Here is an 18,405-nt window from a genome sequence, read left to right as displayed (position 1 = left end):
CCCTATCTTATCACATTTTGAGTTATAATAGAACTATGAAAATCACAAAACTTGAAAAGAAAAAAAGACTCTATCTGATGGAGCTTGATAATGGCGACAAATGCTACATTACTGAAGATACTATTGTTCGTTTTATGATATCAAGAGATAAGGTGATAAGCCAAGAAGAATTGAAAGAGATACAGGACTTTGCCCAATTTTCTTATGGTAAAAATCTGGCCCTTTACCACCTATCCTTTAAAGCACGCACTGAAAAAGAAGTCAGAGAATATCTGAAAAAATACTATATTGATGAAAACATCGTTTCTCAAGTCATTATTAATCTTAAAGAAGATAAGTGGATTAATGATGGCCAGTACGCTTATGCTATCATCAATGCCAATCAACTTTCAGGAGACAAGGGACCTTATGTACTTACTCAGAAACTAGTACAAAAGGGGATTTCAAAATCTACTATAGAAGAGAACTTGAAAGAATTTGATTTTTCTGAAGTTGCTCAACGTGTAGCTAATAAACTATTGAAAAAATATGAGGGAAAACTTCCAGCTCGTGCCTTGCAAGATAAGATAATCCAAAATCTGACCAACAAGGGGTTTTCCTATTCTGATGCTAAAAGTGCCTTTGACCAGTTGGATAGTCAAGTTGATCAAGAAACGACTCAGAAACTCATCTTCAGGGAACTTGATAAGCAATATTCTAAGTATGCCCGAAAATATGAAGGATACGAACTTAAACAGCGTTTAACCCAAGTTTTAGCACGAAAAGGCTACGATTTTTCGGATATAGCAAGCGCTCTCAGAGAATATCTTTAATATTTTCATGTAAAATTCACAGATTTTAGGTAATTTTATGGTACAATAATAAACGATAAACTTATAAATTGTAGAAAGTTGGTTAGTTATGAAGCTTCCAAAAGAAGGCGACTTTATTACAATTCAAAGTTATAAGCATGATGGGAGTCTCCACCGAACTTGGCGGGACACCATGGTACTAAAAACAACAGAAAACGCCATTATTGGTGTCAACGATCATACACTGGTTACCGAAAGTGATGGTCGTCGTTGGGTCACTCGAGAACCGGCTATTGTTTACTTTCACAAGAAATATTGGTTTAATATCATTGCCATGATTCGCGATAATGGAATTTCCTACTATTGCAATATGGCTAGCCCCTACTATCTGGATGAAGAAGCACTGAAGTATATTGATTACGATTTGGATGTTAAAATTTTTACAGATGGGGAAAAACGTCTTTTGGACGTTGAGGAGTATGAGCGTCACAAACGCAAAATGAATTATTCTGATGACTTGGACTATATTTTAAAAGAACATGTCAAAATTCTTGTTGATTGGATTAACAATGGACGAGGTCCTTTCTCAGAAGCCTATGTAAACATTTGGTACAAGCGCTATGTAGAACTAAAGAATCGGTAAAGTTGTCAAACTGGGGTTAAGACCCCGGTTTTTTTATTTTAAAAACCCAGCTTTACAGCTAGGCTTATCCTTATATATCTAATTTCGTAACAGTAAATTTGATGTGGGAATAGTCTTTCTCAACATCCTTATCCAGTAAGAAAGCCGTGGCGTCCTTCTTAACCTGAACCAAATCAATATTTTGAGCCTGGGCTGCATAGACACATCCACAATAACATTGACGATAAATGTCATACTCTTCACACATCTCCACTGAACGTTTGTAGCCTTGATTTTTCTTGAAATCACTGGGAAGATAGTGAGTGGTATAAATCTTTTGCACATCGATTCCGATGCTGTTAATGGTTTGAGAATTCTTATGAGGACTGATGGTCAAGGCTGAGCCAAAGTAGTCAAATCCTAAGTCCATAGCCACTTGAGCTGTCTTATCCAGTCGGTAGTCAAAGCAAACCTTGCAACGGTCGCCACCTTCTGGCTCCTCCTCTAGTCCCCTAACTAATTTTCGGTATTCATTGGGTTCGTAGGGAGCTTCTAGGTACTGAACCGTATTTCCTGTCCGCTCATTAAAATCACTAACAAATTTCTTGGTGACATAGGCCCGCTTATGGTATTCTGCCTTAGGATGGATATTAGAATTAGCAAAATAGATGGTCACATCTGCATACTTGGTCAAATATTCGAGGGTATAGGTACTGCAAGGGGCACAGCAAACATGCATGAGAATGGTTGGCCGTTGCTCATTTTTCTCCCATACTTGTACCATCTTCTGCATGACACGGTCATAATTAATCTTCTGATTGGGGTTCATCTTGCTCAGAATTTCTTCTACATCGATCATGTTCTTCTCCTTTTTCTAGTCTTATTTTATCATATAAGTTAAGAGAGCTCAAATCTATTTAGAAGTGAATAGCATAAAAAGGAGGGGTAGGCATTCCCTCCTTTTGTGTTTTTTATAAGTTGTTTTCTATAGAAATCTTACATCATGCCGCCCATCATACTTGGATCCATTGCTGGAGCTGGGGCTGCTGGTTCTGGTTTATTGGCTACGACTGCTTCCGTAGTCAAAATCAAGCTGGCTACAGATGCTGCATTTTGTAGAGCTGAACGACTCACTTTAACTGGGTCGATAATCCCTTGATCAATCATGTTAACCCATTCGCCAGTTGCTGCGTTGAAGCCTGTACCAACTTCAGCATTTTTCAAACGATCGATAACGATAGAGCCTTCAAATCCAGCATTGTGGGCGATTTGACGGACTGGTTCTTCCAATGCACGGAGAACAATATTGCGGCCTGTTGCTTCGTCTCCTGTCAATTCCAAATCAGCCACGGCTGGGATAACATTTACAAGGGCTGTTCCACCACCTGCAACGATTCCTTCTTCAACAGCTGCACGAGTAGCGTTGAGGGCATCTTCAATGCGGAGTTTCATTTCTTTCAACTCAGTTTCAGTTGCGGCTCCGACCTTAATAACCGCCACACCACCTGACAATTTTGCCAAGCGTTCTTGCAATTTTTCACGGTCAAATTCAGAAGTTGTGGTTTCGATTTGAGACTTGATAACTGCAACACGGTGAGAAATCGCTTCAGAATTTCCAGCACCTTCTACGATAACAGTGCTATCTTTGTCCACAGTTACTCTCGCTGCTTGACCAAGAGCTTCAATTGTCGCATCTTTCAACTCAAGACCAAGATCTTCTGTGATAACTGTTCCGCCTGTTAATATGGCGATATCTTCAAGCATGGCTTTGCGACGGTCCCCAAAGCCAGGTGCCTTAACTGCTACCACGTTGAAGGTTCCACGAATCTTGTTCAATACAAGGGTTGGAAGAGCCTCACCATCCACATCATCCGCAATAATCAAGAGCGGACGGTTGCTTTGGAGAATGCTTTCCAATAGTGGCAAAATTTCTTGGATATTTGAAATCTTCTTATCAGTAATCAAAATGTATGGATTTTCAAGATCAGCTACCATTTTTTCGCTATCTGTCACCATGTACTGTGAAAGGTAACCACGGTCAAACTGCATTCCTTCCACAACTTCAAGTTCTGTTTCCATACCACGTGACTCTTCGATAGTGATGACTCCGTCTTTGCCAACTTTTTCCATGGCTTCAGAAATGTACTCACCGACTTTTTCAGAACGAGAAGAGACAGCAGCAACCTGAGCGATGGCTTCTTTATTAGCGACAGGGATGGCATTATTTTTCAAGGCTTCTACTGCTGCGGCAACTGCTGTTTCAATCCCACGACGAATTCCGATTGGATTGGCACCTGCAGTGACATTTTTGATTCCTTCACGGACGATTGCTTGTGTCAAGACAGTTGCAGTTGTCGTTCCGTCACCTGCGATATCATTGGTTTTTGAAGCTACTTCTGATACCAATTTGGCACCCATATTTTCAAAGTGGTCTTCCAATTCGATTTCTTTGGCAATGGTCACACCATCATTGGTAATCAAGGGTGAGCCAAATGATTTTTCCAACACAACGTTACGACCTTTTGGTCCCAAGGTTACTTTAACAGTGTCTGCAAGGATATCGACACCACGAACCATGGCTGAACGAGCATCAGATGAAAATTTAATTTCTTTTGACATACTTACTTTCTCCTTCTATTTTTCAATGATAGCCAAGATGTTAGCTTCGCCTACGATGATGTACTTTTCATCGCCATCTTTGACATCAAGACCTGCGTGAGCTTCAACCAAGACACGGTCTCCAGCTTTAACACTTGGAGCAACCAAGTCACCGTTCAAGGTACGAACACCTTGCCCAGTAGCCACAACTTGGGCTGTTTTGGTTTTTTCTTGGGCTGAACCTGCGAGGACAAAACCTCCAACAGTTTGTTCTTTTTCTTCGATTTTCAAGACCACACGGTCTCCTAATGGTTTCAACATCTGTTTTCCTCCATGATGAACTACATATTATTAGCACTCTTTATATCTGAGTGCTAATTCATAGTTCTATTGTATCACTTGGTCAGAAATAGTCAAGAAAAAAGTCTGACTTTCTCAAGATAAAAAGCCTGAGAGCAACTCAGACTTTTCAATGTTTAAAATGGTAATTCTTCCTCTTCCAGGACCAAATCCGCCAAGTCTTGGCCTGCATTATTTTCACGCATGGCACGTTGGGCACGACTTTCCAAGAGTTGGAATCCTGTAACAAGTACTTCGGTCACATAATTCATTTGACCATTTTTCTCAAAACGACGGGTACGCAATTCCCCATCAACGGAAATGAGACTACCTTTGGTTGCGTAGCTTGCCAAAGTTTCTGCTAGTCTGCCCCATAGGACCATATTGACAAAATCAGCTTCACGTTCACCGTTTTGGTCTTTGTAACGACGGTTCACAGCGATAGTTGCTCGCGCTACTGACTTGTCATTGTTGGTTTTGTGCAATTCTGGTGTAGACGTCAAACGCCCAATCAAGATAACTTTATTATACATATTTTTTCCTCCTACTTATCTATTCGTAGGAAATCAAAAAAAGTTACAGAAATTTGTAACTTTTCGAGGAAATTTTTTACTTTTTATGAACCATAAATCCTGTCGCCTGTTGATTTGCCATAATGGTCATATCTGTAATCTGCACACGACGAGGTTGACTGGTCACATAGACTACTGTGTCTGCAATATCCTGAGCTTGCAAGGCTTCGATTCCTTGGTAAACGGACGCAGCTCGTTCTTTATCACCATGAAAACGTACCGTCGAAAAATCTGTTTCGACAATTCCCGGTTGAATAGTCGTCACCTTGATATCCGTTGCGATGGTATCAATTCGCAGACCATCTGAAAAGGTCTTAACTGCCGCCTTGGTCGCTGAGTAAACAGCTGCACCTGCATAGGCATAAATTCCTGCAGTAGAGCCCATGTTGATGATATGTCCTTGATTGGCTTTTACCATTACTGGCAAGAAACAGCGAGTGACTGCCATCAAACCTTTGACATTGGTATCCAGCATGGTCAACATATCCAACTCTTCATAGTCCTGATAAGGTGCTAAACCTAGAGCCAGACCGGCGTTGTTGACCAGAATATCAATCTGACCTATCGTTTCTAAAATATCGGAGCAGACAGTCTTCACCATAGTCATATCCGTGACATCTAGTGGAAAGGTCCAGACGGTTTGATTTGGAAAGACTTCTGCAAACTCGGACTTAAGAGCTTCTAGTCTATCTGTCCGTCGTCCTGTTAGAACGACATTCTCACCCTGCTCCAGATAAGCACGCGCAATTGCTTCACCAATACCTGATGTCGCTCCTGTAATCACAACATTTTTTGCCATCTTATTTCCTTCTAGCTGGTCTATCAGATACTAACAACTTCTTAGGCAGTCCAGTGCTTAGCTGGATCAAATGGAGTTCCGACAACTTGGTCTTCTGATAATTCAATAATACCACGTTTTTGCGGAGCATTTGGCAAATGCAATTCACGAGGGCTACACATCATGCCAAAACTCTTTTCGCCACGAAGCTCACCTGGGAAAATAAGATTGCCTTTGGGCATCATAGCTCCAGGAAGAGCCACAATGGTTTTCAACCCGACACGCGCATTGGGAGCCCCTGCAACGATTTGCACTGTCTTGTCACTTGCGACTGCAACTTGGCAGATGTTGAGGTGGTCACTATCTGGATGGGCTACCATCTCAACAATTTCACCAACAACAAACTTAGGTTCCTTGTCATTGACAATTTCTTCTGCAAAACCTTCCGCTTGTAATTCTTGGTTCAAACGAGCGACTTGCTCATCTGTCAAAAATACTTGACCGCGCTCTGCAATTTCAAATAAACTTGAAACTTCAAAAATATTCCAAGCCACTGTTTCCTCATTATCTTTTAGAAAAACACGGGCTACCTTGCCTTTGCGCTCCACATCCAGTTTGGCATCTCCGCTATTTTTCACGATGACCATAAGGACATCACCGACATATTCTTTATTATATGTAAAAATCATTGTTTCCTTTTTCTCCTATTTCAGTCCTGCTAAAAAGTCGTTAATTTGTTGCTTGCTTTTACGGTCGCGATTAACAAAACGACCAATTTCCTTGTCTTTTTCTAGAACAACAAGGCTAGGAATTCCATATACATCCCAGAGTTTGGCCAAATCCATATACTGGTCTCTATCCACTCGAATAAAGGTGAACTCTGGATTGGTCTCCTCAATTTCTGGTAAGGCAGGATAGATATAACGACAATCGCCACACCAGTCTGCCACAAAAAGAAAGACCTTCTTGCCCTCTTTTTCCACCAAAGATGCCAATTCTTCTAAACTTGCTGGTTGTATCATAAGACTTCCTCCTCATAGACTAGATCTTCATTTTCATAGACAAAGGTATAATGACGGCCATCCTCAAAAATGACGCCACCAACCAAGCTCTCTAGACTGCTTTCATAGACTTGAACATAGAGGGTCGCAATTTCCCCCATGTCTGAAAAATGGTCTCGCACAATCGCTGTTAACTCTTCCTGAGTCTTCCTGAGCTTATGGTCATCTGCAACTTTTTTCGTAGCAAGGGCAAGGCTTCCAATACCTAGCAGAGCCAAGCCTGCCATCAACATTTTTTTAGCTTTCATACCATTCATTTTAACACAAAAAAGACTTTAGGACAAATGAGGAAGCAGCAGAAACGCAAGTAAAAAGCCCCTTCCTTTAAGGAAAAGGACTTCTTATACTCAATGAAAATCAAAGAGCAAACTAGGAAGCTAGCCGCAGGTTGCTCAAAGCACTGCTTTAAGGTTGTAGATAGAACTGACGAAGTCAGCTCAAAACAGCGTTTTGAGGTTGTGGATGAAACTGACGTGGTTTGAAGAGATTTTCGAAGAGTATGATTCTTATTGCCAGGTACCTGAGTTGCCAACGTAGTAACCATCAGGTGTGTAGGTATTACGAAGCATCTTACCTGATGAAGCCAGATAATACCACTGGCCATTATCTTTGACCCAATCATTCGCTAGCATGGCACCAGAAGAACTTACATAATACCATTCTCCCTTATCATAAACCCAAGTGCTTGCTTTCATGGCTCCTGAAGTTGATAAATAGTACCACTTGCCTTGGTCGTAAAGCCAATCACTAGCAATCATAGCTCCTGATGATTTAAAGGCATACCAGTTACCACCTTGATAAAGCCAAGTTTGATTGAACATGACTCCTTTATCATTCATAAAGTACCAAGTTCCCTTGTCCTTAACCCAATCCTTCTGCACTAATTGACCTTGTTTTTGATAGTACCAGTTTTGGTTTGATTTTAGCCAGCTTTCGGCTTTTACAATCGGATAAAGTTCTTTGAAAGATCCTCCATCATCATATTTACGACTGATAGATTTTAGTTTTTCAAGTTTCAACTCGCCATTGTCATAATCTGCCCAAGCAAAAACTTTTTGACCATTGACAGTCTCTGGTAAGGTAGCAGTGTAAGTCTTGGTTTGATAATCCCATTTAGCATCGAGGTAAGTGTATTGATCATTTGATTCTTCAATACGATAGTAACCTCTCTTTCCACTATCATTATGAATATCATCCACAACTTTCGTTGACCAGGTCTTCACTTCGTTTCTGCTCTTGGCCTCTACCTTGATATCTCCTCTATAGCCATATGGAACATAAAAATTCAGGTAACGCCCTTCTTCCCCGATCATAGACTTGTCCTTTTCTTGACCTAGGAAATTGACAGTCTGATCTTGACCATTGAGACTAACTGTCCACTCGATTTTCTCGGTTTTTGGCAAATCCAAGACTTTGATATCCACTTCATGACCATTGTTAAACCGAAGAATCTTGCCATCTTGATACTGTACTCCACACTTAACAACCCATTCTTCTTTAAGCTCAAATGCCTGCCCTGAATGAGGTGAAACTAGCAAAGCTAAACCTGCTAGAGACAAACCAAATAGTGTGATTTTTTTCATTGTAGTTCCTCCTTAGTCGTTATTATGCTAATTATATCACTATGTTTTTATTTTGCAACTCATATCCTAAATATACAAGCAAAAAACCTCTGAGATTGTTCTCAAAGGTTTTTTGCTTGCTAATTACTGTTCTCAACCGCTGCAGTAATAAAGGCAGTGTAGAGTTCTTCTGGGCGATTTGGACGGCTTGACAGTTCAGGGTGATACTGACACGCTACAAAGAATTTATTTTCAGGAATTTCCACGATTTCTACCAAACGATTGTCTGGAGAAACTCCTGAGAAGACAAAGCCTGCTGCCTCAAACTGCTCACGGAAGGCGTTGTTAAACTCATAGCGGTGACGGTGACGGCGTTGCACCACTTCTTGATTGTGATAAGCAGCTGCTGCCTTAGAGCCACGTTTCAACTTAGACGGATAAAGCCCCAAGCGAAGGGTCCCCCCCATATCCTCAACGTCAATCTGATCACGCATGATATCAATGATAGGGTATTTTGTTTCTGGTGCAAGCTCTGCAGAATTGGCACCTTCAAGTCCTAAAACGTGACGAGCAAACTCAATACAAGTCAACTGCATTCCCAAGCAGACACCTAACATTGGAACATCATTCTCACGCGCATAGCGGATGGCTTGGATTTTCCCTTCAGTACCACGTTGGCCAAAACCTCCTGGTACGATGATTCCGTCCGCATCAGACAAAAGCTCTACCACATTCTCTGCTGTCACATCATTGGCATTGATCCAATTTATCTTAACTTCTGCGTCGTTGGCATAACCAGAGTGTTTCAAGGCTTCGACCACAGAAATGTAGGCATCTTGCAACTCCACATACTTACCGACAAGGGAAATTTTAACTTGTTTCTTGAGGTTCATGACCTTATCCACCATAGCTGACCACTCTGTCATATCCGCTACTGGTACGTCTAATTTCAAATGGTCACAGACAATTTGGTCCATACCTTGTGCCTGCAAGTTCAATGGAATTTGGTAAAGGTGTTCAACATCCAACGATTCGATAACGGCTTCTGGTGCCACATCACAGAACTGGGCCAGTTTGTTTTTAATTCCTTGACCAGCCGGCTCTTCTGTACGAATAACCAACATATTTGGCTGGATTCCCAATCCACGCAATTCTTTGACAGAGTGTTGAGTTGGTTTGGTCTTCATTTCACCAGCGGCCTTGAGGTAAGGAAGCAAGGTTGTATGGATGTACATGACATTGTCCGCACCCACATCTGCCTTCATCTGACGAAGGGCCTCTAGGAATGGCAAGGACTCGATATCCCCAACGGTTCCACCGACCTCTGTGATAATGACATCAGAGTCAGTCGTTAGAGCGGCACGCTTGATTTTTTCTTTCAAAGCATCTGTGATATGAGGAATAACCTGAACAGTTGCCCCAAGGTATTCTCCACGGCGTTCCTTACGAAGAACTTCACTGTAAATTTTACCAGTTGTCACGTTGGAATATTTGTTGAGATTGATATCGATGAAACGTTCATAGTGACCCAAGTCCAAATCTGTCTCAGCTCCGTCATCTGTCACAAAAACTTCCCCGTGCTGGTAAGGGCTCATAGTTCCCGGATCGATATTGATATAAGGGTCAAACTTTTGAATGGTTACTTTGAGACCACGATTTTTCAAGAGACGGCCCAGACTCGCTGCAACAATCCCTTTCCCAATAGACGATACCACACCACCAGTTACAAAAATATATTTCGTAGACATAGATTCCTCTTTCTAAAATGCTCAAGGTCTTGCTGACTACGAGGGGACATAGAAAACAAGACCCTATTAATAAGAATAATCTGGGACGACTGCACCAGATTCACAACCAAAATACAAGAAGATAACTTCTTGAAAAAACAAAAATAGCTCCCTAAGAACTAGGGAGCCCCGACCTCTAAAAGAGGTGCCCGAACAATATGATACCTAAAAATAGGATAATTGTCAATAGCTAACTTTTATTCCTCGTTGTTTTCAGCGTCATCATCAGAAAACTCATCGTCTTCTTCGTTGAGATCCACGTCTTCACCCAAATCATCAGGAGCGATTTCGTTGATTTCTGCATCGTAAGCTTCCACTTCATTTTTCTCATCATCTGGATTTTCATCATCGTATGAAAGAGCAGGATCTGCTTCGTATGCATCTTCGTCTTCTGGATCATCCGCATTATAGTCAATGGCATCTGAATCACCATCCATGAAGGCATTGACACGTTTTTTCTTAGCTTTTGGTGCTACTTCATCGTCGTCATTTTCTTCAAGAGCGATGATTTCTTCGTCGATTTCGTCTACACCATACCATGAACGAAGACCCCATTTGTTGTCTCCAAGTGAGATGAAGCTACCGTCAAAGTTCAACTCTGTGTAGAACAAAGGCAAGGCTTCACGGATATCGCTGTTTGATGTTCCAAGATAGTTTTGAATTTCGTTTACAAGATCGCTAAAATGCATCTCATGATCACGACCACGAAGTTCCAAGATAGCACGCGCTACCTCAATCATAGATAGTTCACTTTTTTCTTGCCCAGCAAATACTTCTAATTCCAAAGCGTTTCTCCTCATTTATACTACTATCGCCAGAGTAAACAGACTCTGACCTCATTTTATCATTTACTCTTTATTTTACGATAATTTTGCGGAATAGTCAAAGGTTAAGGGAGAGAAAGTAATAGGACTTTTTATTTCTTTGCTACCCAGCCGATGGCATCGTGAGGTGGATTTTCTGTATCAATCCACATGAATTCGATACCGATTTCACCATTTTTAAATTTGGTCAATCGAATGCCGTTGATTTCCAGTTCATTAAGTCGTTGACCTGTCAAGACTTCTCGTTCTTTCAACTGGAAAACACCACGTAAAATCCAATTCCCGAGTATTTCTTGCTTATCGGTAGACTGAATAGCCTTACCAGCTTCTTGATTTATATAGGCGTTAATAACATCACCAGAAGATAAAAAGCGTAGTTTAAAAGTTCTTTCTTCCTTAGATAGAGCTAATTTTTTAGTTCCAGGTTCAAAAGTCCCGAAGCCTGGCCCAAAGAAATCTGGTCTTTCATCGTGAAAGTTTTTCGAGTCAGGCAGAGGAATGTAAATTTCACTAACTGGACGATAAACCAGCTGTTCAATTTCTTTAATGAGTCTTTCATTACCAGTCTCGTGGACAAAGTTTATCAAATCCTTACGAATCGCCTTCATCTGAGCTTTTTCTTCCTTGCTAGTCCACTTTTTCAAGAGGATTTCTTCTAAAGAGAAGGTCACAAAAGCTAGTTCTTCTGAAGCAAGACTATCCTTAAATTTATCCTGAATTTTTAAAATCCGTGGCAGACGATCTTTCTTAGCTAGTTTTGATCCTCCGTTAAAGGCATTGAAGCCAGAGTTTTCTTCCACATTTCCATGTTTGTCTGTAATAACCCAAGACACTGTTTCTAAGATATCGGTTTTATCCTTTTCAGTTGTCAGTAAATGAAGGTTTTCAAAGAGCGAAAAAGGATCTTCAATATAATGGACGTCCCAAGTATCTACCACAATGTCTTTATTGTTAAAAGTCATGTGGAGCTGGCTATCTGCCGCTGTGTATTTGTAGTGGTGTTGTCCATCCGAAAATCGAAAATTGGTTGGATTGTTTTTGGTAGTTGATCCTTCAATGACTAGATTATCAATATCAACTGGTAAATAAGTCGTCTCGCCAACAAAAATCCTAGGATTTTCTCCCTTTGGTGTCGGCATCAGAACGTGATAAACAGCTTCAACATTGACCGAATCTGAGTTAAAACCCTTAATTTGTGCCTTAGAAGATTCGATTCTCTGATTTCTTAAGGTCGCAATCTTTCGTGCCAACTCTTCATAGCGTTGATAGTTTTTCTTGTCTGCTGTTTCTTTATCTGCTGAGATATCTGCATGGAATTTAATATCACCCAACAAGTCCGTCCAATCTTGAGAATCCTTTTTAAACTGAGCGATTTTTTGGTCTCCAGAATTAATTCCAAAAGACTTGATACCCACTAGGTATTTATAATTTTCATCCACTACGACAGAAGCATCATAAGAGGTATTGGCAATATCTTCTCCAACCGCATTAAAAGCCTTCTGGAAAACAGTTTCCTGAAATTTAGAATTAACAATTGGAGCAACATAATTCTCTGTTTGTCCCTCATCTTCAGATTCTGCCTTTTGAGAGAAAGCTTGGCTCAAGCTAGCGAAGTTGGTAATTAAAGTTTTGTATTTGTCTTTTTGTTCAGACTTTAGATGTTCCCACATAAGCACCCTCTTTTCTATTTTCAGTATATCAAAAGAAGATTAGTTTTTCACTAACCCTCTTATATATTCGTTAATTAATACTGTAAAATTCGAGATTCCCTCGTTTTTTTACCAATTTTAAATAATCTTCATCTGATAGAAGGGCTAGACCATCGTCATAAGACTTGATTTTTTCAAGAGCTTGATCATAGCTATCTACAAAGTCCTTGACATAGGATTGACCTTCAAATTGTCCATTCATCTTGGTGTAGATAATGGCCAATTGACCTGACCGTTCAAGTTGAGATTGTCCTTGGCTTTCATTTAAAGCCTTGGCAACATTTTCCGCGATACGTTTAATCACGGGAACAACTACGCTATTTCCAGCCTGCTTGTAGAGCTGACCATTGGAAACCCCTTCTGGGATTTTAAAGGACTTAGGGTAACCTTGGACATTAAAGGTTTCTTTGGGAGTCAACTTACGAATCTCGCCATTATCTGTCAGAATCAATGGGACATTGTGTCCACCTGTTCCCATATTGGCTGTCAAGGTAGGGACAACACCGTTTTTATTTTCACGGACATACTGACGGCGCCACTGGTAGACCGTATCTTGGCTGGTGACTTCAAATTTCAACTGATCGTAGAAATTTTGCTTGCCTTCACGGTAGTAGTAGACTTCATCAAGCTTGTCGCCAAAGTTAATGACGTCCTGAAGAGAAGTCGTGAGCTTGATTTCCTCTGGAAATTCAAACAAGTCGTAGGCTTCTTTAGTATCAAAACCAACAATGTAGATCCGCTCACGGTTTTGTGGGATATTTCCGTGGTCTTTCCCGTTAAGAACCTTCCACTTGATAAAGTAGTTGTTCTCCGTCAAGGCTTCACGAATAACCTTGAAGGTATTGCCGTGGTCATGACCGACCATGTTCTTAACATTTTCGATGAAGATAGCACGAGGTTTACATCCCTCAATCATGCGAAGCAACTCAAAGAAAAGATCGCCACGATCGTCATCAAAACCCTTGCGATAACCCGCAATACTAAAGGCTTGACAAGGGAAACCTCCCATAATCACATCTACGCGCTCAGCTGGGATATCTTCCGGCTGAACAGCGTGAATATCACGACCATCCAAATAGGTATCTGGATGGTTTAACTGATAAGTCTGACGCGCATACTTATCAAACTCATTTGCATACACCACTCTGAACTCGTTGGTCTGTTCAAATCCCAACTCAATTCCCCCAACACCTGAGAAGAAAGCTGCAATGTTGTACTTCTCAGGCCGGTTCGAACTTACAGAATTTGTCATGTAGTTACCTGCTTTCTAAAATGTTAAAATAGTTTAGTCACCGTATCTGCAATTTTTTTGGCCAATATTGGAGGAACAGCATTCCCGATCTGTACGAAAGCTGCTGTCCTTGAGTTTTCAAAATAATAATTATCTGGAAATCCTTGGATTCTGGCTGCTTCACGAACCGTAATAGACCTAGTTTGTTCCATACTGGGATGAATATAATAATGCCCATCCTTAGAAATATGTGCAACAACTGTATGACTATAGCCGGTTCCATCTAAAGCTTTGAATCGATCTAAAAATGAATCTTTATTTGAATGATTTTGAAGAACGGAGGGTAATTCGGAATATTTGATATTTCGACCACTCTGTTTTGCTTCTTGAACAATCTTATAGATTTTTAGATCATTACTTGTTTGTGGTCTTGCCATGTGTAAAGTAAGTGGAATTTTCTCATCTAAATTTCTATAGTATTTTTTCTTTTCATATGACAAACGAATCGCTCGATAATTATATCCTTCCTCGCCCGCATTTATTGAAGGTAAATCATTAAATAAATTTTTCAAGTTCAATGGTTTCTCTTTTAACTTTTCCAACTCATCAAAAAAATTTTTATCTAGTTTCACATCATTTCTTAATCCAAATATAAATAATCTTTCTCTATTTTGGGAAACACCGTATTCACTACTATTGATAATTTTATCACTAATAATATATCCAGCTTTTCTAAATTCAGATTTTATTTTTGGTAATAAAAGTAATCCATCTACATCTTTAAATGATAGGAGACCTTTAACATTTTCAAAAATAAAAAATTTTGGAGAATATTTGTTAAGAAAACTTAAATAATATTTATATAAGTAGATTCGGTTGTCTGATTTCTTTTTTTTCTCATTTATTGCTCTACCAATTGTAGAATATGCTTGACAGGGAGGGCCACCAATAATGCCATCTACCCTATCAGATTTTGAATCTATAAAATTAAACATTTCCTCTAAGCTATCTTTATTTATTTCAATATTTAATATTGATTTAATTTTTTCACTTGGAACAATGTTCAATAATTCTTTCTTAGAAATTCTTCCATTCAAATACTTTCTATAATGATAAAGTTTATTATTTTCTTTTAAAAAGTAAAAAGCTTCTCTAATTTTTAAAGTTTCACATGCATCTTTATTTTTTTCAATATGACATAGAATATTAAAATCACGATTTCTAAATCCTTCTGTTAAACCGCCGGCTCCTGAGAATAAATCGATAATATTCATTAACTTTCACTTCCTACAAATTTATTTGCTATTTCATCTGTAACCTTTTCAAAATCAAAATCAGGCTGTCCTTGTCTATTGTAGTAAATAGAAAACTTTGACAATAACGATTTCACAAAGCTATCTTGCAGCTTTATTAATTTCTTATAAATTTTATCATTTGATAATCGTTCAAATGACTCAGTCTTTATTTTTCTAAAATTTACAAATCCTCCATTAAAGATTTCAAAATAGTTACTCAACCAATAAAGATTATCAGAGTGATTATTGGTAATTAAAGTCTTAATTTTTCCTTTTAATGTCTTTGAAATCGGTCCTCCTGTTGGAATATAATCATTATATTTATCAATTTCTACCAAGATAATAAATTCGTTTTTAGGTTTGCCATCTCTAATAGCTAAATCACATGGAGGTGATAATACTATATATTGAGTTTCACTTTCCAATTCCTCTAAAATAGTTCCAGTCTTTATTCCGTCTAAAGTAATATTAGGATTAATAAACATTTCTATCGCCTCATATTGGTCAGATTCAGATCCTAACAATTCATATAAATGTGAGATTGTATATCTTAGGACTAATTGTTTCATCTCTTCTTCATTTAGACTATTTCTTATATCTATCCAATGATCTATGTTTTTATAATAATTCTCCCAAAATAATTTCTTTAGGCTAGACTCAATAATACCATGTTCCCCAATGACTGTAAACAATCCTGAATTAACCATAGAGGCCATGTCATTTAAGACTTCTTCATTTTCATAATTAGATTTTATATAAGTTTTTATAAAATTAGTGTCGCTAATAATGGGAGTCCCCGAAAGAATCGCACAAGGAATTTTATAATCCTCTTTTATTTTATCAATAATAATATCACCAGAATCTCCACCCTTTAATTTGATATCAATGAGAACAAAATCAAAAATGTTTTTATCTAGATATTTCAGAGCATCATCAGAGTTTTTGGCAACAGTCATTTCAAATGTGTTTTCTTGGTCTGAAGTTCGGTTCAACAATTTAACGGAAGATTTCATGGTATCAATCATGGAATCTTCATCTTCTATATACAAAAAGTTATATATTTTCGTCATCTTCTAAATTTTCCTTGTTATATGATAATCTAAAGTGAGCTCCCCCACTATGTTCTAAGGCAATTAATGATAATTTATTTCTTTCTGCCGCCTCTCCAGAAATAGCCAATCCTAAGCCAGAACCTTCATTCTTAGTTGTAAATTCAGGGTCAAAAATGGACTCTTCTTCTATTAATTCTTTTTTAATTCCTTTACCAGTGTCAAAATAATCTATTATTAACTCAGATTTGTTTTCTTGAACATCTATACTTATTATTTTTGGTGTAGTACAATCTTTCATCCAGTAGATACTATTGTCAATTAAGTTAGCGAATATAGTTGCAATATCTTGAGGCCACCCATAGAAATCAATTCCCGTACTTGGAAAAATTCTAATTTCTATTTTCTCTTTTTCCAAGACTGTCTCAAAGATTTTTATTGTATTTTTAATTGCATTTATTAAGGAGAAAACTTTAGGTTTATCCCTTTTTCTAGTCGCCAATGGATCTAACCTGTTAAATAAATCAACTAATACAGATGAATTTCTGTTTACTCCTTTTGAAATTTCTATCATTTCATTCAATGATTCATCATCGCCATCAGCTAAATAGAGTTTAAGCCATTTCTCAAAATTTGGTATTTGAGTTCTAAAATAATGCAATGGTCTTCTTCCTTCGTGCATCACAACATTAATTATTTTTCCAAGAGTAGCTTGCCCTTGGTAAACAGCTATAGCTTTACTCAATTCATCTACAATTTTTTGTTTTTTCTTTTCTTCTTTTAAAACTAGATGATTTACTTTTTCAATAGATGATTTTTCTAGACCAAAATCTTGTAGAATGTTTCTCAAATCATTTGAAAGTGAAGTGTAATCTGATACCGAACTCAATTGATTATTAACTGATTTACTTTTTATTCTAGAGTCTGTCTTTCTTCTATAGATAAAACGTCTTTGTTCCAATAATGATAAAACTTCTTGAGTTATAGATATTAAACCATAGTAACTATCAGTCTTTTTTAATCCATCACGAGCACTTTGTTCATGTAAATCTGAATTTTCTTCAGATTCTATTTGAACATATCCTATTGTTTGGTTACTACCAATTCTAAGGCTTGGAGTTTGTACTCTTCTCTTATTTAGTTCAAGCCAATCGTTTTCAGGATCTCCCAATGGTCTTATTCGAAAACCATTTCTGTAGACGCCAATACCATTAAAATCATTAAGTAATTGTCTAGTCTGAAGATTAGTTAAGTATTTACCAGTTTGTTCATCTTTTAAGCCACGACCTATTAAACTATCAATTGCTGTTTTATCTCGATCATAAACCCTGATATCTAATTTAATTTTCCCACATTTTGTAGGAGACAAAGATTCTATGATTGTTTCGGTTTCTGAACTTTTTCTTTGATTTTCGTAATATAAAATCGCTTTACCAGTTTCCTTAACTTCTCCATAGATTCTATAATCATAAATTTCCAAAAATGGAATAGGAGAGATTGAAACTTCAATATCTTCTTCAAAATTTTGTGTTTTAACTATAATATTAAATTGATCATCTTCATTCATATTTTGAAAAGGAGGAATTATTTTTTTTAACTCAAAAATGAGTTTATCAATATCCTCACGAGACCAATTTTTTTCATCTTTTTTGTCGTTATTCTCTTGTTTATCTTTTTGAACTAATAGATGAGTTGTAGAAAGAATCGTTCCACTTTTTTTACTACAATTTGAAGTATCAATTTTAATGTTAATTTCATCTAAAAATTCATACTTAGTAAAGTCGGACCAATCCACATACACCTCGGTCAACTCCCCTTTTCGGGTTACTGTAGAAAGAAATAAATCATCACCTAATATATTAGCTGCATATCTTCCTATTCCTTTTCTTCCCTGCAATACTCTACCATTTTGACTTACTCGTTTTTTTACCTTACTAGTAGTTGATGGTACTAACCACTTAGTTTGAATATCTGCGAGAGACATCCCTGTACCGTCATCCTCGACAGTAATGGTAAGACTCTTATCGCTATCACGTCTAAATGTAACTGAAACTTTTGAAGCATCAGCATCATAAGAGTTTTTCACTAATTCCATTATTGCAGCAAACTTATCTTGAATCAAATCTTCTCCTATAGTAAAAAGATGTCGACTAGCTGGACGAATTTTTCCTGAAACAGTGCTCATTT

Annotated in this window: 18 protein-coding genes; 2 read left to right on the top strand and 16 right to left on the bottom strand. The window is 38.1% G+C overall.

What is annotated here, in order from left to right; genetic code table 11:
* The first annotated feature begins 35 nt into the window (after window positions 1-35).
* Both recX and ntdP read left to right on the top strand, forming a co-directional pair.
* Window positions 36-812, top strand: a complete 777-nt coding sequence (recX, locus tag TZ91_RS00875; protein WP_045596927.1) for a recombination regulator RecX — start codon at window positions 36-38, stop codon at window positions 810-812.
* 88 nt (window positions 813-900) lie between these two features.
* Window positions 901-1,434: a nucleoside tri-diphosphate phosphatase gene (ntdP, locus tag TZ91_RS00870; RefSeq protein WP_000775316.1), complete on the top strand. Its 534-nt coding sequence runs from the start codon at window positions 901-903 to the stop codon at window positions 1,432-1,434.
* Window positions 1,435-1,504: 70 nt separating this feature from the next.
* On the opposite strand, the gene TZ91_RS00865 is transcribed toward ntdP, so the two are convergent.
* The 16 genes from TZ91_RS00865 to TZ91_RS00785 all read right to left on the bottom strand — a co-directional run bounded on the left by TZ91_RS00865 (window position 1,505) and on the right by TZ91_RS00785 (window position 18,403).
* On the bottom strand, window positions 1,505-2,272 hold the full coding sequence (locus TZ91_RS00865) for an epoxyqueuosine reductase QueH (protein ID WP_000567567.1): 768 nt from the start codon (window positions 2,270-2,272) through the stop codon (window positions 1,505-1,507).
* A gap of 137 nt (window positions 2,273-2,409) precedes the next feature.
* On the bottom strand, window positions 2,410-4,032 hold the full coding sequence (gene groL / locus TZ91_RS00860; protein ID WP_033687653.1) for a chaperonin GroEL: 1,623 nt from the start codon (window positions 4,030-4,032) through the stop codon (window positions 2,410-2,412).
* Window positions 4,033-4,047: 15 nt separating this feature from the next.
* Window positions 4,048-4,332 (bottom strand): co-chaperone GroES, encoded by a 285-nt coding sequence (groES, locus tag TZ91_RS00855; RefSeq protein ID WP_033687654.1) that lies wholly within the window; start codon window positions 4,330-4,332, stop codon window positions 4,048-4,050.
* A 155-nt stretch (window positions 4,333-4,487) separates the two neighbouring features.
* Complete coding sequence (locus TZ91_RS00850; RefSeq protein WP_000282442.1) at window positions 4,488-4,883, bottom strand: single-stranded DNA-binding protein; 396 nt, start codon at window positions 4,881-4,883, stop codon at window positions 4,488-4,490.
* 76 nt (window positions 4,884-4,959) lie between these two features.
* A complete protein-coding gene (locus tag TZ91_RS00845; protein WP_033687656.1) occupies window positions 4,960-5,721 on the bottom strand; it encodes an SDR family NAD(P)-dependent oxidoreductase in 762 nt (253 codons plus the stop codon).
* A 41-nt stretch (window positions 5,722-5,762) separates the two neighbouring features.
* Window positions 5,763-6,389, bottom strand: a complete 627-nt coding sequence (ytpR, locus tag TZ91_RS00840; protein WP_033687657.1) for a YtpR family tRNA-binding protein — start codon at window positions 6,387-6,389, stop codon at window positions 5,763-5,765.
* A 15-nt stretch (window positions 6,390-6,404) separates the two neighbouring features.
* Entirely contained in the window at window positions 6,405-6,722 is a 318-nt protein-coding gene (locus TZ91_RS00835) for a thioredoxin family protein (protein ID WP_000615781.1), read from the bottom strand.
* Window positions 6,719-7,018 (bottom strand): DUF4651 domain-containing protein, encoded by a 300-nt coding sequence (locus tag TZ91_RS00830; protein WP_031233155.1) that lies wholly within the window; start codon window positions 7,016-7,018, stop codon window positions 6,719-6,721. Before TZ91_RS00830 ends, TZ91_RS00835 begins: the two co-directional genes overlap by 4 nt.
* Window positions 7,019-7,267: 249 nt before the next feature.
* A complete protein-coding gene (locus TZ91_RS00820) occupies window positions 7,268-8,344 on the bottom strand; it encodes an N-acetylmuramoyl-L-alanine amidase family protein (protein ID WP_033687658.1) in 1,077 nt (358 codons plus the stop codon).
* A 119-nt stretch (window positions 8,345-8,463) separates the two neighbouring features.
* Window positions 8,464-10,071, bottom strand: a complete 1,608-nt coding sequence (locus TZ91_RS00815) for a CTP synthase (RefSeq protein WP_045596921.1) — start codon at window positions 10,069-10,071, stop codon at window positions 8,464-8,466.
* 236 nt (window positions 10,072-10,307) lie between these two features.
* Window positions 10,308-10,895, bottom strand: coding sequence for a DNA-directed RNA polymerase subunit delta (gene rpoE, locus TZ91_RS00810; RefSeq protein WP_033687659.1), 588 nt, complete (start codon window positions 10,893-10,895; stop codon window positions 10,308-10,310).
* Between the two features lie 131 nt (window positions 10,896-11,026).
* Window positions 11,027-12,604, bottom strand: coding sequence for a hypothetical protein (locus tag TZ91_RS10490; protein WP_033687660.1), 1,578 nt, complete (start codon window positions 12,602-12,604; stop codon window positions 11,027-11,029).
* A 70-nt stretch (window positions 12,605-12,674) separates the two neighbouring features.
* On the bottom strand, window positions 12,675-13,895 hold the full coding sequence (locus tag TZ91_RS00800) for a DNA cytosine methyltransferase (RefSeq protein WP_033687661.1): 1,221 nt from the start codon (window positions 13,893-13,895) through the stop codon (window positions 12,675-12,677).
* Window positions 13,896-13,918: 23 nt separating this feature from the next.
* On the bottom strand, window positions 13,919-15,148 hold the full coding sequence (locus tag TZ91_RS00795; RefSeq protein ID WP_045596920.1) for a DNA cytosine methyltransferase: 1,230 nt from the start codon (window positions 15,146-15,148) through the stop codon (window positions 13,919-13,921).
* A complete protein-coding gene (locus TZ91_RS00790) occupies window positions 15,148-16,239 on the bottom strand; it encodes a response regulator (RefSeq protein WP_033687662.1) in 1,092 nt (363 codons plus the stop codon). Before TZ91_RS00790 ends, TZ91_RS00795 begins: the two co-directional genes overlap by 1 nt.
* A complete protein-coding gene (locus TZ91_RS00785) occupies window positions 16,223-18,403 on the bottom strand; it encodes a sensor histidine kinase (RefSeq protein WP_045596918.1) in 2,181 nt (726 codons plus the stop codon). Before TZ91_RS00785 ends, TZ91_RS00790 begins: the two co-directional genes overlap by 17 nt.
* Window positions 18,404-18,405: the final 2 nt, after the last annotated feature.

This window comes from Streptococcus mitis (assembly GCF_000960025.1).
Taxonomy (GTDB): Bacteria; Bacillota; Bacilli; order Lactobacillales; family Streptococcaceae; genus Streptococcus; species Streptococcus mitis_DH.
Note: the sequence above shows the minus strand (reverse complement) of the source record. Positions and strands in the feature narration are given on the sequence as shown.

Coding starts and splice junctions, on each gene's coding strand:
- TZ91_RS10490 (WP_033687660.1), bottom strand. CDS start 12,604: ATGTGGGAACATCTAAAGTCTGAACAAAAAGACAAATACAAAACTTTA.
- TZ91_RS00850 (WP_000282442.1), bottom strand. CDS start 4,883: ATGTATAATAAAGTTATCTTGATTGGGCGTTTGACGTCTACACCAGAA.
- recX (WP_045596927.1), top strand. CDS start 36: ATGAAAATCACAAAACTTGAAAAGAAAAAAAGACTCTATCTGATGGAG.
- ntdP (WP_000775316.1), top strand. CDS start 901: ATGAAGCTTCCAAAAGAAGGCGACTTTATTACAATTCAAAGTTATAAG.
- TZ91_RS00845 (WP_033687656.1), bottom strand. CDS start 5,721: ATGGCAAAAAATGTTGTGATTACAGGAGCGACATCAGGTATTGGTGAA.
- groES (WP_033687654.1), bottom strand. CDS start 4,332: ATGTTGAAACCATTAGGAGACCGTGTGGTCTTGAAAATCGAAGAAAAA.
- TZ91_RS00820 (WP_033687658.1), bottom strand. CDS start 8,344: ATGAAAAAAATCACACTATTTGGTTTGTCTCTAGCAGGTTTAGCTTTG.
- TZ91_RS00815 (WP_045596921.1), bottom strand. CDS start 10,071: ATGTCTACGAAATATATTTTTGTAACTGGTGGTGTGGTATCGTCTATT.
- TZ91_RS00800 (WP_033687661.1), bottom strand. CDS start 13,895: ATGACAAATTCTGTAAGTTCGAACCGGCCTGAGAAGTACAACATTGCA.
- ytpR (WP_033687657.1), bottom strand. CDS start 6,389: ATGATTTTTACATATAATAAAGAATATGTCGGTGATGTCCTTATGGTC.
- groL (WP_033687653.1), bottom strand. CDS start 4,032: ATGTCAAAAGAAATTAAATTTTCATCTGATGCTCGTTCAGCCATGGTT.
- TZ91_RS00790 (WP_033687662.1), bottom strand. CDS start 16,239: ATGACGAAAATATATAACTTTTTGTATATAGAAGATGAAGATTCCATG.
- TZ91_RS00830 (WP_031233155.1), bottom strand. CDS start 7,018: ATGAATGGTATGAAAGCTAAAAAAATGTTGATGGCAGGCTTGGCTCTG.
- TZ91_RS00795 (WP_045596920.1), bottom strand. CDS start 15,148: ATGAATATTATCGATTTATTCTCAGGAGCCGGCGGTTTAACAGAAGGA.
- TZ91_RS00835 (WP_000615781.1), bottom strand. CDS start 6,722: ATGATACAACCAGCAAGTTTAGAAGAATTGGCATCTTTGGTGGAAAAA.
- TZ91_RS00785 (WP_045596918.1), bottom strand. CDS start 18,403: ATGAGCACTGTTTCAGGAAAAATTCGTCCAGCTAGTCGACATCTTTTT.
- TZ91_RS00865 (WP_000567567.1), bottom strand. CDS start 2,272: ATGATCGATGTAGAAGAAATTCTGAGCAAGATGAACCCCAATCAGAAG.